The organism is Algimonas arctica (assembly GCF_014652695.1).
GTDB classification, from domain to species: domain Bacteria; phylum Pseudomonadota; class Alphaproteobacteria; order Caulobacterales; family Maricaulaceae; genus Litorimonas; species Litorimonas arctica.
This window is the reverse complement of sequence record NZ_BMZH01000008.1, coordinates 38,163-58,283: the sequence shown is the minus strand read 5'-3', so window position 1 is coordinate 58,283 and position 20,121 is coordinate 38,163. Positions and strand designations below refer to the sequence as shown.

Below are 20,121 nucleotides of genomic sequence, written 5' to 3'. Positions count from 1 at the left end.
AACGGGAGCATCATCATGAAACATATTCTTCTCGGCACACTTGCCGCCTTCGCTTTATCCGCCTGTGTACCTGCAGACAACGTCGATGACGCCGAACCGAAGGCCGTGACGGAAGCCGTCGACATGAATACGAAGACAATGGAGATGGAATGCGCTGTGCCCGGCCCGGATGATACGTGTGCTTGCAAAAAAACTGATGCGAATGGTGACTGCGTCGAAGGCGGCGGATCCGGTGTTATTATTCAAGGCGACACCTCAGTTTGTGCCGTAATTGCGCCTGATGGCAGCTGCGCCTGTGAGGTGCTGGATGACAATGGCGACTGTGTCGAAGGCGGCGGCTCAGGCGTGATTATCCAAGGTGGCACCAACGAATAGGCTGAGCCTAGCTCATGGGGTCTGTCGCGGCGCAAAGCGCGGGCAGGTAGGTCGCTTGACCGTCATTCGGCGTGACATTGCAGACGACGTCTTTAATCCAGTCTGTCGCCTTCGGGACTGACGCGAAAGTTGTTGGCGCGTCGTCGGACCAACAGAGACCGGACCCTCGGCTAACCACACCGATTAAATCTGTTCCAGACAGGATCGGGCCGCCGCTATCACCGCGACAGGTTTTGCGGCCCGATCCAAGGGCGCAAAATGCGCTTGGGTCTGTCTGTGATGGTCGAATTGTCCGGCCCGTTCTTGCGGCGTTCGTCGCGTTTCTTTTGTCACGCAGCTCATTGCACGCGTCCCAACTAATCGCGGTGAGGGATAATTTCCGCAACAGGGCAGAGGCAACATTCGTTCTCTCAAAATGGGTTTTGCCCCAACCATAAGCGGACAAATATTCCTCAAGATCAGGATCAGGGTTGGCGATACCCAAACGAACCGTCTGAATGCGGGCCGGGTCGTTAGGCACCGCGGCAAAGGTGGTCCGATCGAGGACTTCGGCGGTATGGATATAGTGCAAGGTTTGTTCGCCGGTTTTCAGATCAAAGAGCCGGACGCGACCATCATCTGTCCACGTCAGCAGACTGTCCTCATTAAAGTCAGTTTTGACGATGTAACCGCCATGAAAGGCTCTGAACGGCACGGTCTCAGTGTCGATGTCCAAAAGTTCCACACTGCCTAACTCACCCTCAATAATGATCAGTCGCTCTGGACCCTGTTTGGCATCATAGACGGGCAGACTATGATTGATCGTTTTTAGGAGTTTTCCAGAGTCTGTTTCGCGAATTTGGCTTTCACCATTTCGAGACCAAAGGTGGAATTTTTTCCCGTCCCTAGAAAAGTGGATTGCATCACGCGGGTAAAAGACGGGAAGGACGTCGAAGATGGCGAGGCGGCGTTTTTGCGGAACACTCCAGACTTCGCCGCGCCCTTTATTGCCAATCAAAATGACCCGCGTTCCGTCTGAGCTGACACCTTCTTTAGAAAACTCCATGGCATTCCGACCAATTTCCGTCCGGACACCTGTGGTCATGTCCGTAACGTAAATTTTGCCAGTAGTCTGGTGCTCTGCGATGTATCGCGGCCTTTGTTCGGGACGATCAACCGCCGCGAAATTGTTCTGAGACAGTCTGCGTGTTTTGGGGTCCAGCAACAGTTTCTGTGAATTAATGTCTTCGATTGCGATCCCTTGCGGCGTGAGCGTGACATCATAAAGACGGTTGTCTTTCGAAATGCCCGTTCCTTCGAACCACGATATTCTACCCTGTGACGCCAAATCGTCAGTGTCGAATTTGACCAAAGCGAGATCATTCAAATTGGTTTTAATGTCGTAACTCGGGTGAATGATAATGTCGGCAACCTTTAAAGTTTTGGACTGTGTTGTGGCAATGTTTTCGACGTCCAAGCGCATTGAGTAGGCGAAAGTTGGAACGCTAAACCCGCTTCGATCTGCATTCGGCGCGACAAAACAATGTGCTGCGGTCAGGGCCCAGCCAGCTGCGATGAGTGACCCGCCGCAGACATGGCGCGCTTCCCATTCCTGCAGATTTGGAAACTTCGCGAGTAATAAATCGGTCGGCGCGCCTTGTTCATTCATCAAAAATTGCACTTGAAAGGGGGCTGCAAACCGAGGGATCGTGATGGCGTTCATTGAGGCGGGCGTCGATATATAGTGGCAAATTAGCGGCATATCTTCCCGCGCACCCTCACACAGACCTGCGGCTTCTGCCGCTTCACGCGCCGCTATTTTTTGATCTATTTCAAGGCTGATCCGCTGTTGCTCGGCCACTTCTGCGGCGATTTCATCTGGGGTTAAAGGCGAAAAAGGATTGGGATCGACCGCAAAGGCCGTCTTCTGTTCAATCTTGTCGAGCATGACGAGCGGTAGATCGACCAAACGATGGTCCGATACCATCGCTGGCGTCACGGCCATTGTTTGTGTCGCCTCTGAGCTTGAGTTGGGGTCGTAGTGTGCGGCTAATTCTGCAGGGTTCGACACAGTCGTGCAGGCGGAGAGCGCGACCGGGATCGCGAGGAACGCGCTGAGTTTGGTCCGAAAAAAGATCTGAATCATAAGTTGCGCCCCTGCGTAAGTTGCTATCACCCAAACCTGTTTTGAACAAATAATCTATGGGCGGCTTTCTTCGTGCCTATGCTTGCTCCGGGCTCGCAAGCTGATAGGCCGTGGCAAGCAGGAGCGCGTTATGAATATCGCCAATCGAGATATGTTCCCCAGTGACGCCACGCAGGCGCGCTTTGCGGATATTGGCCCATTGCTCGAAAATTCGCTGCTTGATGAGGCCTTTCACCAGCATGAGGCGAAGGCGGTGCGCGCCAAACGGATATATCACCGCGTCGGCCGGTTCGCGATCTTGTTGATCGCGATCAGCGCGATTTATACGATTTCAGATGCGCTCGTTTTGGACGCAACCCGGTGGACGACATCCCTCACGCTCGGCGCGGCGGTCTTGGCGATCCTTGGGATTGCGATGCAGGCGATGATCATTGTGACACGGCAAAAGCAAGTCTGGTTGCTCAATCGGTTCGCGTGTGAGCGGATCCGGAGTTTGAAATTTCAGAGCTTCCATCTTGGCGATAATGTGCGGGATAAGGCGGGGCTTCAAACGGCTGTGACAGAATTCACGTCACGGCATTTATCGCGCTTAGAGAATGATCTGAACGCTGGTATGGCCGTGTTGGAACGGTTTAGTCCGGACAAAGCACTGGATACGCCAGACCATGAAAAGTTAGGCGACGCGGACCCGACGATGGCGGCTCAAGCGCGAGAAGCGTTCGAAGAATTGCGCGTCCGCTATCAGATCAATTTTGCCAGTAGTGAGGTCGCGTCTTTGCGCGGCAAAATGCGCAGCGTCACCTCTCTGCAAGACGTGATGTATTTCTCAGCCGTCACGCTGGCTTTTATATCGTTGGGCATCAAAATTTTTGATCCAGCGCACGACTTGCCAACACATTGGGTCGACTTTGCCGCGATCACACTGTTCATTTCCGGCGCGACGAAGGCCATTACCGATAATGCCTTGCTACAAGAACAGTCCCAAGGTCGTTATGAGACTTATATTGGGGCGCTGGAGCACGCCATGGTGGTCGCCAATGGTCGACGCGCGTCACTGGATGAGATCGTGGACGCGATCGAACGTGTTTGCCTCGTCGAGTTGGACCTGTTCTGTCAGGACGCGTTGCGGGTGAGTTACCGTTTCTAAGCCTTCGACCTATTTGCGGTAGATAAAGCGTTTCAGGCCCTCGGCTTCAAACGGTGCCCAGTCACCCTCTGGTTGGGCGAGACGATCAGCCAGAATATTCATGACCAACGGATTGACGCCGAGACCCGTATGGCTGGCCGGGACGCGGATATTTTCTGTCTGGCCACCAGGGGCTTGGATTGACCCGCGCCACGCGACGATGCCGTCGGTTTTCGAGTAAACGGACGTTGTTGGTACCGGGGGCGCGACGGAGAGCGTGGACAGTCGCGTTTGCATATCTTTTGTCGGTGCGCCGTTCATGAATTCATATAAACGACTGGCATTGGTTTGATCCATGTCGCCCGAAATCGGACTGCCGAGTGTGATGACACTGCGGACCGCGTCAGGATTATGCTTGGCCATTTCGCGCGCAAATACGCCGCCAAGGCTCCAGCCAATCAGTGTGACTTTCTGGCTCTCACGTTCATGCACAGTCTTGAGGAGATCGCGCATTTCGCCTTCGCGCTGGTCATTGAATTTCAGGTTTCGCCCGAGGCCCCAGCCATAAGTTGAATATCCGAGATCGGTGAGTAAGCGGCGCATCGGTTGGGTTGACCGATCGCTCGCGACAAAGCCGGGCAGGGCAATGACTGGATGACCGTCGCCTTTGGGCAGCCGCTTCATCAAGAGGCGGAGGGCATAAAAGGAATTAAGCTCAAAGAGGCTTCGTCCTTCAGTGAGTGTCCAAAGAAGGGACGGTGCTTTGCTGGCCATGGTTCTGCTCATATCGTCTTTCGTCATGATCGTCGGCGACCCCTAGGGGGCTGCCTTATGTATTCTTACGCGATTGTTGGTTAACGAATTTCGGCGCATCGGTTAGCCCGAATGGCTGTTGGCCGCTTTCGTGTCCGCTGATTTTGTAATGATAGTCTTGGTTCTGACTGTTTTCGTTGCGGCTTTCACAGGTTTTTTGACAGGCTTTTTCTCAGCCGTGGGTGTGGCGCCTGCAGCTGCCTTACTATTCGTGGATTTTTCCAGCGCGGCGGCGGCGGCCAAATGAGCCTCAAAACTGTTCTGGATACATTCCGAATAGAAATCGGGGTCTGGAATGGCGCTACGGCAGGCCGTGAAGTTCACGGTGATTTCACCACAATAACTGTGGATCACATGGCCCAATTTCACCCCGTCGACGAGGCACAACATACCGTGCATCCCGATCAGTTTCGCGCCCGCTGAATAGATAGGCACGGGCGGTCCCGGGACATTGGTGACGACCGTATTGATGATAGGCTTGATATGATCGGCCAGTTTAAACCGGGAATAGAGCATCGCGCCGATATTCATAACCGGGGCGGGCGCAAGCTTTGACATTTCGGCCATTTGCCGTGCGCCAAGAGCGGTCGTGAAGGATTTCGCTTTGACCGTTTCTTCCGTCACATAGCGAATACGTTCTTGTGCGGACGGGATATGCGAGCCCAATGGTACGAACATCGCCGCGACCTGATTACCTGCTGTGTTCTTCTCATTATCGGACCGAACTGAAATCGGGGCCATCGTTGTGACCGACGTGTCGGGGAGTTCGCCGTAATGATCGAGATAGAGACGCATCGAGCCGCCAACGACAGAGAGCATAACATCGTTCAATGTTGAGCCTGTGGCGAGCGCGCGAATGCGCTTTATGTCTTTCATGTCAAACGTGCGCGCATCAAACATGCGGTGCGGTGACACGACGCCGTTAAACCGCGTTTTTGGCGCTTTCATCAGCGCGCTAAAGTCGAAATCCCGCTGGATCAGTCCTTTGGCCGCACGGACCATGCCCGGGGCTGCATGACGCATGGCCATCGCTTGGCGAACTGGATTGAGTAGGCTGCGGGCATAGCCGCGGGCGAACATGCCAATCTGGCTGGGGTCCGGTTCAGGTCTCCAATTATCGCGGGGCAGTATTTCCGTATCGTCATTCGTCAATGTGTGCAGAACGTTCATCATGTCCACGCCCGACACGCCGTCGATGGCCGCGTGGTGGACTTTTGTCAGCATGGCGTAGGAGCCTTTGGGCACGCCGGGGATGTTGTCTAGCCCTTCGATGATCGTAAATTCCCACGGTGGGCGGTTCAGGTCCAAGGGACGGGCAAATATGCGGGCTGCTTGAATGCAGAGCTGTCGCCAATCACCGGGTTTCGGCAAAGCGATATGACGACAATGATATTCAATATCGAAATTACTGTCCTGAACCCAATAGGGGTAGTCAATCCCGAAGGGGACTTTGACCATCTTCTGGCGCATTGTATCTGACATATGCAGACGGGATTCGATGAAGGACAAGATGTCTTTGAAGCGCACGAAGCCGTCTTTGGCTGTGCTTGGGTCATAGATGAGAAGCGAGCCAATATGAACGGGAGCCGCTTCGCGCTCCATCGACACGAAAACCGAGTCGAGACCCTGCATCTGTTTCATTCTGTTCCCCTTATTTTTTTTCAAGCCTACACGAGAAAATTAGAGGAGTCATACTAATGCATTAGGTTACGTGGTATCTGGCATTAGCGTTTGATTTCATTTGTTTTTATCGTGGGAATTCCCGGATTATTTGGTCTAAGTTTTTCAACAAAGCGTCACGTTTTGCGTCCGCCAAGATCATTTCACCTGTCGCTCCGGTGCGATCAAGTTCCCTCACAATATGCGAAAATGTCTCGCGTCCACTGGTCGTCATATAGAGGTGAGACACGCGACCATCTTGATCAGACGCCTGCCGAATGAGGTAACCTTGTGTCACGAGACTGGCGACGGCGCGTGAGACAATGCCTTTATCCATCGGCGTCATGTCGACGACCTGGCTCGCCGTCCGGCCTTCTTGATCGCCAATCGCCGCGAGGACGCGCCATTGGCTAAGGTTGATTCCACCGACCGTTGCGGCCACATGTGAGACGCGGCGCGCGATGAGATCTGCGATCACAGTGACCTTATAGGCCACGCTATCATCAAGCGGGAGGCTCTGTGGAAGCCCTTCAGTCTCAGGGGCGGATTTCATAGGACTATTCATACTGCTCATGAGGCCGTCCCCTAGTTAAAAGTTGCAATCACAACTGATTGTCTATACAACTATATGCAATGCTGCAACCCAGATAGCGAGTGAATGACGATGGCTGACCTTTTCGAAAATCCTGCAGGCCTTGATGGCTTTGAATTTATTGAATTTTCATCGCCTGAAAAAGGTGTGTTGGAACCTGTCTTTAAAACGATGGGCTTTCAGCATGTCGCGACTCACCGCTCCAAAGACGTTAATCTCTGGCGACAAGGCGGGATCAATCTGATCACTAATTACGAACCCAACTCTGCGGCTTATTACTTCGCCCGCGAACATGGTCCATCCGCGTGTGGCATGGGGTTTCGGGTTCGGGACGCTCAGGCGGCTTACACACATTTGCTAGAACAAGGCGCTGAGCCGGTTGAGGTCAGCACAGGCGCGATGGAGCTACGCATTCCGGGCATTCGCGGCATCGGTAATTCGATCATCTATCTCATTGATCGGTATGCGGATGAGGGGGATGACGGACTGTCGATCTATGACATCGACTTTGAATTTTTGCCCGGTGTTGAGAAATTCCCTGAAGGCTGTGGTTTCAATAAAATCGATCACCTGACCCATAATGTCTATGGGGGGCGTATGGCCTATTGGGCCGATTTCTATGAGAAGCTCTTCAACTTCCGCGAAATTCGCTACTTTGACATTAAGGGCGAATATACGGGCCTCACGTCCAAAGCGCTCACGGCTCCGGACGGTAAAATTCGCATTCCTCTCAATGAAGAAGGCGAAGGCGGCAAAGGCCAAATCGAAGAATTTCTGCGCGAGTATAATGGCGAGGGGATCCAGCACATCGCCTTGATCTGTGATGATCTCGTGGATTGCTGGGACCGCCTGAAAAAGCAAGGTGTCCCCTTCATGACGGCACCGCCAGAGACGTATTACGCTATGCTTGACAGGCGTCTGCCGGGGCATGGTCGTCCGATTGACGCGCTGAAATCACGCGGCATCCTGCTCGACGGGACGACGGAAGACGGCACACCGCGTCTACTTTTACAGATTTTCGCAGAACCACGCGTTGGTCCGGTCTTCTTTGAATTTATCCAGCGCGTCGGCGACTATGCCGACGGGTTTGGCGAAGGCAATTTCAAAGCCCTTTTTGAATCTATTGAACGCGACCAAATTGAACGCGGCGTTTTAGACGTCGCTTAAGCAGCAGAGGCTGTCGCGAAACACTCTATTCTCATCTGAGATAAGAAAGGGACGTTATGAGAATTCCACCCCTCATTATATTCACGGTTCCTGTTCTGCTTGGATGGGTTGCCGCGGGGTTCGGTGTCGTCGGTGACGACCCAATGACGGGGCAGGTACTTTTTGCGTCGGCTCTGTTTTTGAGCGGAATTATTTTCATGGGAGTGGCTGTTTTTGGTTTCAAAATGAAACGCACGACAGTCGATCCAATTCGCCCCGAAGCGGCAAGCGCGCTTGTAACAAATGGGATTTATGCGATTAGTCGAAACCCGATGTATGTCGGCATGGCAGCGTGTTCGATAGGCGTTTGTGTTTTCTTTGGATTGTGGGTCGGTCTCGCGATGGCTGTCATTGCTGTGGCTTACATCACGCAATTTCAAATCAAGCCCGAAGAGAAAGTTTTGACGAAAATTTTTGGCAAAGACTATTCTGATTACCGCCAAAACGTTCGGCGATGGCTATAGAAAGGCACGATATGACATCCACTCCCAAGCTCGGCGGCGTCCACCACGTGGCATACCGTTGCCGGGATGCGAAAGAGACCGTAGAGTTCTACGAACGCGCGCTCGGCATGGAATTCACCAAGGCTTTCGCCGAAGATCATGTGCCGTCCACGGGCGCCTATGATCCCTACATGCATGTCTTCTTGGAAGCCGGGAACGGCAATGTTCTCGCCTTTTTCGAATTGCCTAATCAGGCGGATATGGACCGCGACCGCAATACACCGGACTGGGTGCAGCACTTGGCGTTTAAGGTCGGCTCGGAAGATGAACTCCTGTCCGCGAAAGCGCATCTGGAAGCGATGGGCCTCGACGTGCTTGGCCCCACACACCACGGTATCTTCAAATCGATCTATTTCTTTGACCCGAACGGACACCGCGTCGAACTCGCCGCTGATATTGGCACGGATGAGCAATATGCAGAGCTTAAGCGCGTCTCTCGCCCGATGTTGAATGAGTGGAGTGAGACGAAAAAAGCGCCTCGCCACGCCGCGTGGCTACATGAAATTGCCAATGCCGCGAATGCGAAAAATAAAGCCCCTGAAAAGAAAGAAGACATATGATCGATGCGCTGACACTCTGGGGCTACTGGCGGTCTTCGACCAGCTATCGCATCCGGATTGCGCTGGGTCTCAAGTCGCTGCGTCATGACTATCGTCCGATCAATTTGAAATTGGGCGAACAAAAGAGTGAGGACTATCTGGCCGTCAATCCACACGGAACGGTGCCGCTGTTCCAAGCGGGTGATGTGCAAATGACCCAGTCTCTCGCCATTCTCGATTGGCTGGACGCGACCTATCCGGACCCTGCCTTTGTGCCGACGGATGCGCCGGAACTCTGCCGCGATCTCTATTATGCGGTGGCGACAGAAATTCATGCGCCCAATAATCTCGCGGTTTTGAAATATCTGCGCACTGAATTCGGCGCGGATCAAGCCGCTATTGAGGCGTGGTATGCCACATGGATCGCAAAGACCTTTGCGCCTGTCGAAGCGCGCCTGGCCGCGCATACATGGGCAAGCCCTGACTTACCGTTCGGGCAACCCACACTGTTTGAGATCGTTTTGATCCCACAGGTTTATAATGCCCGCCGTTGGAAGACTGACCTGTTAGCCTATCCGCTGATTGCAAAAATAGACGCGCATTGCGCGACCTTGGAGGCGTTCGACCGAGCGCGTCCTGAAAACCAAATAGACGCTACTTAAGGAAACGCCCGTATGAAACTCGCGACCCTCAAAAATGGCAGCCGTGATGGCGCCCTCATCATTGTCTCCAAAGACCTGTCCAAATATACCGATGCCTCCGATATCGCGCCGACACTGCAATCCGCGCTTGATGCGTGGGCGACGATGGCTCCGCGGTTGAAAACGCTGTCAGAGGCTCTTGAGTCCGGCGACGCGCCGAGCATGCCGTTCGATCAAAGCGCCGTCGAAAGCCCGCTGCCTCGCGCCTATCAATGGGTCGATGGCTCCGCTTATATCAACCATGTTGAATTGGTCCGCAAAGCGCGCGGCGCAGAAGTGCCGGCCAGTTTTTATGATGATCCATTGATGTATCAAGGCGTGTCCGGCCCGAACCTCGCGCCGCATGATCCGATCCCGTTCACGGACATGGCGTGGGGCTATGATATGGAAGGCGAAATCGCCGTTATTACCGATGATGTTCCGCTCGGCGTATCTGAGGCCGACGCGCTCGGTCACATCAAGCTGATCTTGCTGTGTAATGATGTCAGCTTGCGCGGCCTGATTCCAGCAGAACTCGGCAAAGGCTTTGGCTTCCTGCAATCCAAGCCACCGTGTGCGTTCAGCCCCGTTGCGATCACGCCAGACGAATTGGGCGCGCATTGGAAAGATGGTCTCGTCCATCTTGCGCTTCAAATTGACTATAATGGCAAGCCCTTTGGCCGCCCGCTCGCGCATAAAGACGCGACTTTCTCCCTCGCGCGCCTCGTCAGCCACGCCGCGAAAACACGGCCGCTCACGGCGGGCACAATTGTCGGGTCCGGCACTGTGTCGAATAAAGGTCCGGACGGTGATCCGGGTAAACCTGTCTCCGAAGGCGGTCTCGGCTATAGCTGTATCGCGGAAATTCGGATGATTGAAAAAATTGCTACGGGTGAATCCGTGACACCCTTTATGAGTCCCGGTGATACGGTCAAAATCGAAATGCTAGACGATAATGGCCAGTCCATCTTTGGCTCTATCGAGAATGAAGTGAAAGCGGTCTAATGAAGAATAAAGTTTACGATTCAGCCGAGGCGGCGCTCGAGGGTATACTGTTTGACGGCATGACTCTCGCGGCTGGCGGATTTGGCCTCTGCGGTATTCCGGAACTGGCGATTGCGGCGATCCGCGACGCCGGGACCAAAGACTTGACCGCTTATTCCAACAATGCGGGCGTCGATGACTTCGGTCTCGGCCAACTGCTGCAGACCAAGCAAATCAAAAAGATGGGCTCGTCTTATGTCGGTGAGAACGCCGAGTTTATGCGTCAGTATCTGTCCGGCGAACTGGAACTTGAATTCATCCCGCAAGGCACATTGGCCGAACGGATGCGCGCAGGCGGCGCAGGCATTCCGGGGTTCTATACGAAAACGGGTGTCGGCACAGTTATCGCCGAGGGCAAAGAAGAAAAGCAGTTTGACGGCGAGGCCTATATTTTAGAGCGCGGTATCGTCGCTGATCTCGCCATCGTCAAAGCGTGGAAAGCCGACACAACGGGCAACGCCGTTTTCCGCAAGACGGCGCGTAATTTCAACTTGCCTGCGGCGACCTGCGGCAAGATTTGCGTCATGGAAGTCGAAGAGATCGTTCAACCCGGCGAGCTTGACGCCGACGCGATTCACTTGCCCGGCATCTATGTTCACCGCTTGATCCAAGGTGACCATGAAAAGCGAATTGAACAGCGCACCGTGCGGGAGTCAAAATCATGAGCTGGGATAGAAATCAAATGGCTCAGCGCGCGGCGCTGGAGCTGGAAGACGGAACTTACGTTAATCTCGGCATTGGTATTCCGACGCTGGTGGCGAACTATATTCCGGACGGCATGAGTGTCACTTTGCAGTCCGAGAACGGCATGCTTGGCATGGGACCGTTTCCGCTGGCCGGGGAAGAGGATGCAGACCTGATCAATGCGGGCAAGCAGACGATTACAGAGTTGCCGCACACGGCGTTTTTTGACAGCGCGACCAGTTTCGCGATGATCCGCGGCGGCAAAATTGCCATGGCAATTTTGGGCGCGATGGAAGTGGCGGAAAATGGCGATCTTGCCAATTGGATGATTCCCGGCAAACTCGTCAAAGGCATGGGCGGGGCGATGGACCTCGTCGCGGGCGTGGGCCGTGTGGTCGTGATCACCGATCATACGAATAAGCGCGGCGAAGCCAAATTGCTGAAATCCTGCACATTGCCCCTCACGGGTCAAAAATGTGTCGATCGAATTATCACGGATCTGGGTGTCTTTGACGTCACAGAGGCCGGATTGAAACTGGTTGAACTGGCCCCGGATGTCAGCTGGGATGAAGTCGTGTCCAAAACTGAAGCAACTCTCGTTCGCTAAGTGACGGTGAACTGTTAGAGAGGCTCTATGACGCGCCTCACACTCTCGTTTGCCATCGACGCCCCAAAACTCGTCCGTCCTTTCGTCATTTCGACGGGGGCACGAACGCATCAGCCCTATCTGTCAGTCCAACTGTCGGATGGGCTTCATATTGGGCGAGGGGCCGCAGCAGGCCTCCGTTATTTCGGTGAAACGCCGGAGAGTTTAGCCGCGCAAATTGAGACCGTTCGCGCCACGTTAGAGCGCGGCGTCACGCGGGATGCGCTATTGAATATTCTCCCGGCAGGTGGCGCCCGCGCCGCCGTTGATGCGGCGCTGTGGGAGTTAGAGGCCGCGCGCGATCACACGACGGTCGGCGCTGCGCTCAACATCATTCCGAAACCCGTTGCCAGTGCCTTCACCATTGTCTTGGACGATCCAGATGCCATGGCGGCGCAGACGCGGGCGGAAAGCTGGCGGCCTTTGCTCAAGGTAAAATTAGGTGGATCGGCTGAGCTTGAACCCGATCGAATGCGCGCCGTTGCGCAGGCAGCGCCGTCCACGCGAAAAGTCATTGATGCCAACGCCGGGTGGACGGTCACGCAGCTCGGGGCGCTGGCTCCGATAGCGGCGTCCTTAGGCTATGAATTGTTAGAGCAGCCCTTAGCGATTGGATGTGAAACTGACCCCGCAGCCCGGGCGGCCCTGTTGTTGGCTGCGCAATCTCTCCCGCTCTGTGCCGATGAGAGTTTTCAGACAGCCGCTGATTTTGACCGGATCGACGGGCTCTACCAAGCGGTGAATATTAAGCTGGATAAGTGCGGCGGATTGAGCGCGGCCTTAGCCATCCGGAACGCGGCACGGGCGAGGGGGCTGGCCGTGTTTATTGGCTGTATGCTCGCACCGACGGTGGCGATTGCCCCCGCCCATCTATTGGCGCAAGATGCCGATTATGCAGACCTTGATGGCCCGTTCTGGTTTGCGGACGAGCCGGTCACTTTGAACCGAGACGGTTTATTTGAACCGATTGATCCCAGCTTATGGGGCGCAGGCGGTCGCGTGTAAGGCGTAGATACTGTTTATGTTAACGCTCGCATCTTGATTGACACGCTTATCATTATGGCGGATGAAACCCCAAAATAGACCGCCCGAAGGATAAGAGGGTGGTCGGGAAACAAGGGGAAAAATAATGGCGACAGCCACATCAACGCCTGAGGTCGGGCGCGCGAATTCAAGCTTCATTCTGTTAATCACCATTGTCGCGACGCTGGGCGGGTTCCTGTTCGGTTTCGACTCTGGCGTTGTGAACGGAACAATCGATGGCCTCCAGCAGGCCTTTAATTCTGACAGTGTCGGGACTGGATTCTCAGTATCTTCGATGTTGCTGGGTTCGGCAATTGGGGCGTTTTGTGCGGGTTGGCTCGCGGATAAATTTGGTCGACGGAACATGCTGATTGTGGCCGCGGTCTTATTCATCATCTCGGCCTTCGGGTCAGGTATCGCGGGCACGCCATTCGAGTTTATCCTTTATCGTCTTATTGGTGGTTTGGCTGTTGGGGCGGCGTCCGTCATGGCGCCAGCTTACATCGCTGAGATTGCGCCCGCCCACCAACGGGGGCGTTTAACGTCGATCCAGCAGGTTGCGATTATTGTCGGTCTCACCCTCGCGTTCTTGTCGAACTACTTCTTGGCCAAGACGGCGGGCGGATCGACGACGGAATTCTGGGGTGGTTTCCAGACATGGCGTTGGATGTTCTGGATGGAATTGGTCCCAGCGGTCTTGTTCCTTGTCTTATTGTTTTTCATTCCGAAAAGCCCACGCTTCTCAATGTTCAAAGACGATGAAGCCGGCGCAAAAGCAACGCTCTTGAAACTGTTCGGTGATCCGAAGGCGACAGAAAAAGTCTCTGAAATTCGGGCCTCTTTGGCGAACGATCACAAGCCCCGTTTGTCGGATGTGCTGGCAACGAAAACGAGCGGCGGGACAGTCTTCCGTTCAATCGTTTGGGTCGGTATTGGCCTCGCCATGTTCCAACAACTCGTTGGGATTAACGTGGTGTTCTACTACGGCGCTGTGCTGTGGCAGGCGGTGGGCTTCACGGAAAATGATGCCCTGTTGATCAACGTTATGTCCGGCATGTTATCGATTGCAGCTGTGATGATCACCTTGTTTACGATCGATAAAATCGGTCGGAAACCGTTCCTCGTTTGGGGTTCTGTCGGCATGGCGCTGAGCTTGGCGGCTGTCGCCTTTGCCTTTTCGCAAGGCACGCTGGACGCCGAGGGAACATTGCAACTGCCGGGCAAAATGGGCCTCGTCGCCCTGATTGCGGCCAATGCCTATGTCGTATGCTTTAACATGTCATGGGGTCCGGTTATGTGGGTCATGCTTGGTGAAATGTTCCCGAATCAAATCCGCGGCTCCGGCCTCGCGATTGCCGGTTTGGCGCAATGGCTGACCAATTTTGCCATCACGTTCACTTTTCCGATCTGGCTTGCGAGTATCGGGCTTGCAGCGGCTTACTCTATCTACGCGGCGTTTGCGTTGATTTCGGTCTTCTTCGTCATCTGGTTCGTTAAAGAAACCAAAGGCAAAGAGCTGGAAGACATGGAAGGCTAGGGGTTTTACCCGCTTCAAAAAAGTTTCATATCAAGGCGGCTAGCGCGCTGCCTTGAATGCTGCTAAGCTGTCGCCATGATCGAAGCGATAAAAACCTTCTTGCTCGCTGTGCTGATGTTCTTTCTCGCCTTACTTTTAGGCCTTTAAGACTCTCATTCTCGCGTTTGCAGACATAAAAAAACGGGCGCAGCTGCGCCCGTTTTTTGTTGCTTAAATGAGGGCGGGAGCGGCTTAGCTCTCGCGCCGAGTCAAAAACGCTAGCCGTTCAAACAGATGCACATCTTGTTCGTTCTTCAGCAGCGCGCCGTGCAGTGGCGGGATCATTTTTGTCTTATCAGTCTCGCGCAATGTTTCCGGATCAATATCCTCAACCAGTAACAATTTCAGCCAATCGAGTAATTCTGAGGTCGAGGGTTTCTTCTTTAAACCCGGCATCGCGCGGACTTCAAAGAAGCGCTTAAGCGCAGCGGACAGCAGACGCGGCTTTAAGTCTGGGAAGTGGACATTGACGATCTCTGCCATGGTTTGGTCATCCGGGAACTGGATGTAGTGAAAGAAGCACCGGCGCAGAAACGCATCGGGCAAGTCTTTCTCATTATTTGACGTGATGATGATGATCGGGCGTTGTGCCGCTGTAATCGTCTGTCCCGTTTCATAAACATGGAAGCTCATCTTATCGAGTTCGTGCAGAAGGTCGTTCGGGAATTCGATATCGGCTTTGTCGATTTCGTCGATCAGGAGGATCGGGCGCTGTTCGCTCTCAAACGCGTCCCAAACTTTGCCCTTTTTGATATAGTTGGAAATATCATGGACTCGGTCATCCCCGAGTTGGCTGTCGCGCAAACGCGCCACGGCGTCATATTCATAAAGCCCTTGTTGAGCTTTGGTTGTCGATTTGATGTTCCATTCCAACAGCGGTGCATTGAGACCTTTGGCGATTTCATGCGCCAGAACGGTTTTGCCTGTGCCCGGCTCCCCTTTGATCAGCAACGGCCGCTCCAACGTAATGGCCGCATTCACCGCCATCATCAGGTCCTTAGTGGCAACGTAATCTTTTGTGCCTTCGAATCGCATAGGGTCACTTTCACTATCAAAAATCTATCGGGCTATATTTCCAGCGTCTCTCTGAGGGAACGTCGCCTGTTGCAAGGGCGTATCGCGCAAAAAATACGTGTTTTCAAAGGGGCGAATGAAATTATCAGCCATATGTCACGCACCCTCTTGAGCTTAGGGCGATTGCGACATATCGCGTGGCCATGAACGTCGTTCAGTCGCCTCGATGGGATGGGGGCGAAGCGGATTGATAGAAGGCGATAACGCCCAGGAGTCTCTATATCTTTGTGAATCGTTTACTCGGGAAACGACCATGGCCAAGAAAAAGTCCACGACTACTAAAACTGTTGCTGTGCCCAATGATTATGTGCCGGGCGACGACGAAAAATTTATGAATGATCGCATGCGGGAATATTTCCGTAGAAAACTCCTCGCATGGCGCGAAGAGATCACGGCGCAAACGCGCGGAACGGTTGAATATCTTCAAGGCGAACGGGTCAATCATCCCGATCCCACGGATGTCGCAACCTATAATGCGGATCGTCAATTAGAACTTCGCACCAAAGACCGCCTTCGCAAGCTCGTGCGCAAGATCGATAGTGCCATGGCCCGGATTGAAGACGGGACTTATGGCTATTGCGAAGAGACGGGTGATCCCATTAGCCCGCGCCGTCTTGATGCGCGGCCGATAGCGACCTTATCCCTTGAAGCGCAAGAAATGCACGAACGCGGCGAGCGCCTGCGGGCCGGCTAAACGGCCAACCCGCAAACGTTCCGCGACCTAACGGGTCGCGGTGATATAGGCGTTGACCCGTTCTTCCATAATGCTGAGCGGCACAGGGCCGCTGGCAATGATGACATCGTGGAACTCACGAATATCGAACGCGTCGCCGAGCTCGGTCTTGGCGTGTTCTCGCAGCTCCAAAATCTTGATCTTGCCAATCATATAGGCAGTCGCCTGTCCCGGCATGACGATATAGCGTTCAATCGCCTTGGTGATGTCACCTTCAGGGTTGGGCGTATTCTCTTTCAAATAATCGATCGCTTCTTCGCGGGTCCACTGTTTGTGATGCAAGCCCGTATCGACAACTAAGCGACACGCGCGCCACAATTCCATCGCCAGCCGGCCGAAGTCTGAATAGGGATCTTCATAGAAGCCCATCTCTTTGGGGAGAAACTCCGAATAAAGCCCCCAACCTTCGCTATACGGTGTGTAGCGACCATATTTACGGAACAACGGCACGCCTTCGAGTTCTTGCGCAATGGCGATCTGCATGTGGTGGCCGGGAATACCCTCGTGATAGGCGAGTGCCTCCATCTGGTATTTCGGCATCTGGGCCATGTCGTACAAATTGGCATAATAATAACCGGGACGGGACCCATCAGAGGCCGGGGCATTATAGAAGGCTTTGCCCGCGCTTTGTTCGCGGAATGCTTCGACGGCCCGGACTTCTAGGGCTGATTTGGGCTTGCGTAGAAAGACGTCATCCAAGCGGCCTTTCATCACGTCGATTATCGCCGTGGCCTCGGCTAGATAGTCGGCTTTCCCTGCTTCCGTGTTCGGATAGTAGAATTGCGGATCTGTGCGCATGAAGGCAAAGAAGGCCTGTAAATCGCCGTCAAATTTGACGGTTTTCATGATCTCGCGCATTTCTGCGTGGATCCGATCCACTTCACGCAGGCCAATATCGTGGATTTCGTCGGCCGACAGATCGGTCGTTGTCATCAGGTTTAATCGGTACGCGTAATAGTCAGCCCCATCGGGCAGTTTCCAGACACCATCGTCAGCACTGGCGCTGGCTTGTTGACGCCGCAGCTCAGCGTTTAGTCTTGCGTAGGCGGGCCCGACTTGCTCATCCATCGCTTGAATAGCGTCCGCGAACAATGTTTCGCGCGTTTCGTCCGAAAGGTCGAGCAACTCGACTTTCGCGCGGAAGTTTTCGAGCATCAGGTTTAACTCTGCGTCGGGCTCAAACGGGGCGCCGGACGTGATATTATCAATATCGCGGAGCAAATGGGCATAGACGAATTTGGGCGGCGCGATGCCTTTGTCGAAACTGGTCTTGGAGCGTTCGATAACAGGGTCCATCTTTGCGGGAATGGTCTTTAGCCGCGTAACATAGGCTCGCGCATCGGCTTCATTCTCGATTTTATGCTGGTTGAGCAAAAAGGTCGGGATTCCCGAATGCGTGCCGTACATTTGGTTGAAGGAATAATTATAATCATACCAGCGCATGCCTTCGAGCGTGGTCTCGGCGTTTCGGACATACAGGCGGTGCGACAGCGCTGTATCTTCGTCCAGCGCGTCAACATCGACCTCCTGTGTCAGAAATTCGAGATCGGACCGGACACGATCCATACGATCGAGCCAAGCCGCTTTGGTTTCATCATTCCATTCATCATTGCGGTCCTTGCGGCCAAGGCGAGCCAGATATTCAGGACTCTCCATCACATTTTCTTCGAACCGACGTTCGAACCACGCATTCAACATGGCTGATTCTGTTTGCTCACTGCTGGGTGACTCGGCTTGCGCGACGTCTGAGGTCGCGGGCGCTGTCGCTTGGGTCGATGTGTCCGCTTGTGAACAGGCGCCAAGCAGAAGCAGCGTGACGGCGAGGGGGCGAAGATAGGTCATTATTGGTCTTTCTTATCAGCGATATAAATGTCGATATTAGCTTCGAGAATGTCGAGCGGCACGGATCCATTGGTTAGGACGGCATCATGGAATTCCCGAACATCAAAGGCGTCACCCAGCGCGGCTTCGGCCTTGCGGCGCAACTCAATAATCTTGAGCTTACCAATCATATAGGCGGTCGCCTGACCCGGCCAAACGATATAGCGGTCGATTTCCGCGCGCACGTCGCCTTCGGGGTTCGGGATGTTAGCAAGATAATATTGCGCCGCCTCTTCACGCGTCCATTTCTTCGCGTGGATACCCGTGTCGACGACGAGCCGGGCCGCGCGGAAAATCTCCATGCCGAGTTGCCCAAATTCCTTATAAGGGTCGGTGTAGAGCCCCAGTTCCTTCGGAATTTCTTCGGCGTAAAGCCCCCAACCTTCGATGAAGGCCGTGTGGCCGCCGAGGGCGCGAAACTCTGGTAACCCCTGTAATTCCTGCGCAATGGCGATCTGCATGTGATGGCCCGGAATACCTTCGTGATAGGCCAGCGCTTGTTGCAGGAATGTGGGCTGATCCACCATGTCTTTCAGATTGATATAATAGGTGCCTGGCCGTGATCCATCGAGCGCGGGACTGTCATAAAAAGCGCCAAACGCTGTGGCTTCACGGAACGGCTCAACTCGTTTGACGATCATGTCCGCTTTGGGTTTTGTCAAGAACAGGCCGTCTAATCGCGCTTTCATCTCATCAATAATCGCTGTGGCGTCTGTGATATAAGCCGCACGACCATCGTCATCATTGGCGTAAGTGAATTGCGGATCGGACCGGAGAAAGCCATAAAAATCTTGTAAGCTGCCGTCAAACTCAACGCGGTCCATGATGTCTTGCATCCGCGCTTGAATGCGGGCGACTTCGGACAGGCCAATGTTGTGGATTTCATCGGCGGTGAGGTCCGTCGTGGTGTAATGTTTCAGGCGGGTCGAATAATAGGCTTCGGCATTGGGTAATTTCCACGCGCCATCTTCATCCGTTGTCATGGCCGCATGTTTTTCAAACATTACTAGCATGGAATCATAGGCGGGCTTTACGGCGGTCAGGAGCGCCTCTTGCGCGTTTTGGGTCAGTTCCGCTTTCAGGGCCCCGCCAATATCGCTGGCGTCCAATTTGGCTTTGAAATCTTTAAACAGAGGGCTGTCATCACCGGGGGTAAAGGGTGCGCCCGTGATGATGTTTTGGGCCGGGCTTGTGATTTTATCATATACGAAGCGCGGCAGGAGCACGCCGGCATTGGCTTGCGCTTGAGCGCGGGCTTCGGCTTGACCCAAGAAATCATCAAACGCGTTTAGACGAGAGATATAAGCCCGCGCATCGGCTTCCGTTTCGATCTTGTGAAAGTTGATAATGAAACTCGGCAGGCTCGAATGGGGACCGCTCATATGTTGGAAAACATAATCATTTTGAGCCACCGCGTGGGTCGCCAGCCAATCCGCCTGCTCGACCTCGAACAAGGTGTAGGACAGCCGCGTTTGCGTGTCTAAGCGGTCGACATCGAAATCGCGGCGCATTTCCGCGAGCCAGTTCTGGCGAAGGGCAGCTTCTTCATCCTGCGCGATCTGACTATTGTCGTCGAGTTTATCTTGGTTATCGCGCTTGCCAAAATAAGTTTGGCTCATCGGAGACCGGGCGAGGCCTTCGGCAAAGCGCTCAGCGAACCACGCGTTCAGGCGGTCTGATTCTTGTTGGACAATGGTGGCGCGGTCAACATCGGGGCCGCCCCCAGCGCGACAGCCCGGTAGAATCGCCAATCCGATCATGAGACTTGCCAAGGCCGTGGTTGAGAGATGTTTCATCAGCTAGAATTTCCGTAGATTTGCCATAGGTCCGGTGTATGGTCCG

The 20,121-nt window shown here is 54.0% G+C and carries 19 protein-coding genes; 12 read left to right on the top strand and 7 right to left on the bottom strand.

From position 1 onward, the window contains the following. Positions 1-15: 15 nt before the first annotated feature. A complete protein-coding gene (locus IE105_RS10350) occupies positions 16-375 on the top strand; it encodes a hypothetical protein (RefSeq protein ID WP_189498164.1) in 360 nt (119 codons plus the stop codon). A 7-nt stretch (positions 376-382) separates the two neighbouring features. Here the strand turns inward: IE105_RS10350 and IE105_RS10345 are convergent, their stop codons facing one another. Beyond that, positions 383-2,500 carry a trypsin-like serine protease gene (locus tag IE105_RS10345; protein WP_189498163.1) on the bottom strand — a complete coding sequence of 706 codons (2,118 nt, stop codon included), beginning with the start codon at positions 2,498-2,500 and terminating at the stop codon, positions 383-385. Positions 2,501-2,630: 130 nt separating this feature from the next. On the opposite strand from IE105_RS10345, the gene IE105_RS10340 reads away from it, so the two are divergent. Further along, positions 2,631-3,647 carry a hypothetical protein gene (locus IE105_RS10340; RefSeq protein ID WP_189498161.1) on the top strand — a complete coding sequence of 339 codons (1,017 nt, stop codon included), beginning with the start codon at positions 2,631-2,633 and terminating at the stop codon, positions 3,645-3,647. A 9-nt stretch (positions 3,648-3,656) separates the two neighbouring features. Here the strand turns inward: IE105_RS10340 and IE105_RS10335 are convergent, their stop codons facing one another. The 3 genes from IE105_RS10335 to IE105_RS10325 all read right to left on the bottom strand — a co-directional run bounded on the left by IE105_RS10335 (position 3,657) and on the right by IE105_RS10325 (position 6,651). Further along, positions 3,657-4,400: a lipase family alpha/beta hydrolase gene (locus IE105_RS10335; protein ID WP_233354097.1), complete on the bottom strand. Its 744-nt coding sequence runs from the start codon at positions 4,398-4,400 to the stop codon at positions 3,657-3,659. Between the two features lie 102 nt (positions 4,401-4,502). Beyond that, the gene (locus IE105_RS10330; protein ID WP_189498157.1) at positions 4,503-6,080 is read right to left on the bottom strand and encodes a WS/DGAT/MGAT family O-acyltransferase; all 1,578 of its coding nucleotides are present in this window, start codon (positions 6,078-6,080) and stop codon (positions 4,503-4,505) included. Positions 6,081-6,186: 106 nt separating this feature from the next. Continuing rightward, positions 6,187-6,651, bottom strand: a complete 465-nt coding sequence (locus IE105_RS10325) for a MarR family winged helix-turn-helix transcriptional regulator (protein WP_189498155.1) — start codon at positions 6,649-6,651, stop codon at positions 6,187-6,189. 111 nt (positions 6,652-6,762) lie between these two features. Here IE105_RS10325 and hppD point away from each other — a divergent pair, with 111 nt between their 5' ends. From hppD to IE105_RS10280, 9 genes are all read left to right on the top strand, one after another. After that, on the top strand, positions 6,763-7,857 hold the full coding sequence (gene hppD / locus IE105_RS10320; protein ID WP_189498153.1) for a 4-hydroxyphenylpyruvate dioxygenase: 1,095 nt from the start codon (positions 6,763-6,765) through the stop codon (positions 7,855-7,857). Positions 7,858-7,913: 56 nt separating this feature from the next. Beyond that, positions 7,914-8,360: a methyltransferase family protein gene (locus tag IE105_RS10315; RefSeq protein WP_189498151.1), complete on the top strand. Its 447-nt coding sequence runs from the start codon at positions 7,914-7,916 to the stop codon at positions 8,358-8,360. A gap of 11 nt (positions 8,361-8,371) precedes the next feature. Continuing rightward, positions 8,372-8,959 (top strand): VOC family protein, encoded by a 588-nt coding sequence (locus IE105_RS10310; protein WP_189498149.1) that lies wholly within the window; start codon positions 8,372-8,374, stop codon positions 8,957-8,959. Next, positions 8,956-9,600: a maleylacetoacetate isomerase gene (gene maiA, locus IE105_RS10305; RefSeq protein ID WP_189498147.1), complete on the top strand. Its 645-nt coding sequence runs from the start codon at positions 8,956-8,958 to the stop codon at positions 9,598-9,600. The genes IE105_RS10310 and maiA overlap by 4 nt, the downstream gene beginning before the upstream one ends. A 12-nt stretch (positions 9,601-9,612) precedes the next feature. After that, on the top strand, positions 9,613-10,623 hold the full coding sequence (locus IE105_RS10300) for a fumarylacetoacetate hydrolase family protein (RefSeq protein ID WP_189498145.1): 1,011 nt from the start codon (positions 9,613-9,615) through the stop codon (positions 10,621-10,623). Then, positions 10,623-11,327 carry a CoA transferase subunit A gene (locus IE105_RS10295; RefSeq protein ID WP_189498143.1) on the top strand — a complete coding sequence of 235 codons (705 nt, stop codon included), beginning with the start codon at positions 10,623-10,625 and terminating at the stop codon, positions 11,325-11,327. Before IE105_RS10300 ends, IE105_RS10295 begins: the two co-directional genes overlap by 1 nt. Next, the gene (locus IE105_RS10290) at positions 11,324-11,953 is read left to right on the top strand and encodes a CoA transferase subunit B (protein ID WP_189498141.1); all 630 of its coding nucleotides are present in this window, start codon (positions 11,324-11,326) and stop codon (positions 11,951-11,953) included. The genes IE105_RS10295 and IE105_RS10290 overlap by 4 nt, the downstream gene beginning before the upstream one ends. A gap of 27 nt (positions 11,954-11,980) precedes the next feature. Next, positions 11,981-12,997 carry a dipeptide epimerase gene (locus IE105_RS10285; protein ID WP_189498139.1) on the top strand — a complete coding sequence of 339 codons (1,017 nt, stop codon included), beginning with the start codon at positions 11,981-11,983 and terminating at the stop codon, positions 12,995-12,997. Between the two features lie 124 nt (positions 12,998-13,121). After that, positions 13,122-14,552: a sugar porter family MFS transporter gene (locus tag IE105_RS10280; RefSeq protein ID WP_189498137.1), complete on the top strand. Its 1,431-nt coding sequence runs from the start codon at positions 13,122-13,124 to the stop codon at positions 14,550-14,552. A 231-nt stretch (positions 14,553-14,783) separates the two neighbouring features. Here IE105_RS10280 and IE105_RS10275 read toward each other — a convergent pair whose 3' ends face one another. Then, positions 14,784-15,626, bottom strand: coding sequence for an AAA family ATPase (locus tag IE105_RS10275; protein ID WP_189498135.1), 843 nt, complete (start codon positions 15,624-15,626; stop codon positions 14,784-14,786). 292 nt (positions 15,627-15,918) lie between these two features. Between IE105_RS10275 and dksA the strand changes: the two genes are divergently transcribed. Further along, positions 15,919-16,359 carry an RNA polymerase-binding protein DksA gene (gene dksA, locus IE105_RS10270; RefSeq protein ID WP_189498133.1) on the top strand — a complete coding sequence of 147 codons (441 nt, stop codon included), beginning with the start codon at positions 15,919-15,921 and terminating at the stop codon, positions 16,357-16,359. Between the two features lie 27 nt (positions 16,360-16,386). On the opposite strand, the gene IE105_RS10265 is transcribed toward dksA, so the two are convergent. Further along, a complete protein-coding gene (locus IE105_RS10265) occupies positions 16,387-18,240 on the bottom strand; it encodes a DUF885 domain-containing protein (RefSeq protein WP_189498131.1) in 1,854 nt (617 codons plus the stop codon). Next, positions 18,240-20,075 (bottom strand): DUF885 domain-containing protein, encoded by a 1,836-nt coding sequence (locus IE105_RS10260; protein WP_189498129.1) that lies wholly within the window; start codon positions 20,073-20,075, stop codon positions 18,240-18,242. The genes IE105_RS10265 and IE105_RS10260 overlap by 1 nt, the downstream gene beginning before the upstream one ends. Positions 20,076-20,121: the final 46 nt, after the last annotated feature.

Bases quoted from the DNA above. Each gene is read 5' to 3' on its own strand.
- IE105_RS10350 (WP_189498164.1), top strand. From the start codon at position 16: ATGAAACATATTCTTCTCGGCACACTTGCCGCCTTCGCTTTATCCGCC.
- IE105_RS10345 (WP_189498163.1), bottom strand. From the start codon at position 2,500: ATGATTCAGATCTTTTTTCGGACCAAACTCAGCGCGTTCCTCGCGATC.
- IE105_RS10340 (WP_189498161.1), top strand. From the start codon at position 2,631: ATGAATATCGCCAATCGAGATATGTTCCCCAGTGACGCCACGCAGGCG.
- IE105_RS10335 (WP_233354097.1), bottom strand. From the start codon at position 4,400: ATGGCCAGCAAAGCACCGTCCCTTCTTTGGACACTCACTGAAGGACGA.
- IE105_RS10330 (WP_189498157.1), bottom strand. From the start codon at position 6,080: ATGAAACAGATGCAGGGTCTCGACTCGGTTTTCGTGTCGATGGAGCGC.
- IE105_RS10325 (WP_189498155.1), bottom strand. From the start codon at position 6,651: ATGAAATCCGCCCCTGAGACTGAAGGGCTTCCACAGAGCCTCCCGCTT.
- hppD (WP_189498153.1), top strand. From the start codon at position 6,763: ATGGCTGACCTTTTCGAAAATCCTGCAGGCCTTGATGGCTTTGAATTT.
- IE105_RS10315 (WP_189498151.1), top strand. From the start codon at position 7,914: ATGAGAATTCCACCCCTCATTATATTCACGGTTCCTGTTCTGCTTGGA.
- IE105_RS10310 (WP_189498149.1), top strand. From the start codon at position 8,372: ATGACATCCACTCCCAAGCTCGGCGGCGTCCACCACGTGGCATACCGT.
- maiA (WP_189498147.1), top strand. From the start codon at position 8,956: ATGATCGATGCGCTGACACTCTGGGGCTACTGGCGGTCTTCGACCAGC.
- IE105_RS10300 (WP_189498145.1), top strand. From the start codon at position 9,613: ATGAAACTCGCGACCCTCAAAAATGGCAGCCGTGATGGCGCCCTCATC.
- IE105_RS10295 (WP_189498143.1), top strand. From the start codon at position 10,623: ATGAAGAATAAAGTTTACGATTCAGCCGAGGCGGCGCTCGAGGGTATA.
- IE105_RS10290 (WP_189498141.1), top strand. From the start codon at position 11,324: ATGAGCTGGGATAGAAATCAAATGGCTCAGCGCGCGGCGCTGGAGCTG.
- IE105_RS10285 (WP_189498139.1), top strand. From the start codon at position 11,981: ATGACGCGCCTCACACTCTCGTTTGCCATCGACGCCCCAAAACTCGTC.
- IE105_RS10280 (WP_189498137.1), top strand. From the start codon at position 13,122: ATGGCGACAGCCACATCAACGCCTGAGGTCGGGCGCGCGAATTCAAGC.
- IE105_RS10275 (WP_189498135.1), bottom strand. From the start codon at position 15,626: ATGCGATTCGAAGGCACAAAAGATTACGTTGCCACTAAGGACCTGATG.
- dksA (WP_189498133.1), top strand. From the start codon at position 15,919: ATGGCCAAGAAAAAGTCCACGACTACTAAAACTGTTGCTGTGCCCAAT.
- IE105_RS10265 (WP_189498131.1), bottom strand. From the start codon at position 18,240: ATGACCTATCTTCGCCCCCTCGCCGTCACGCTGCTTCTGCTTGGCGCC.
- IE105_RS10260 (WP_189498129.1), bottom strand. From the start codon at position 20,075: ATGAAACATCTCTCAACCACGGCCTTGGCAAGTCTCATGATCGGATTG.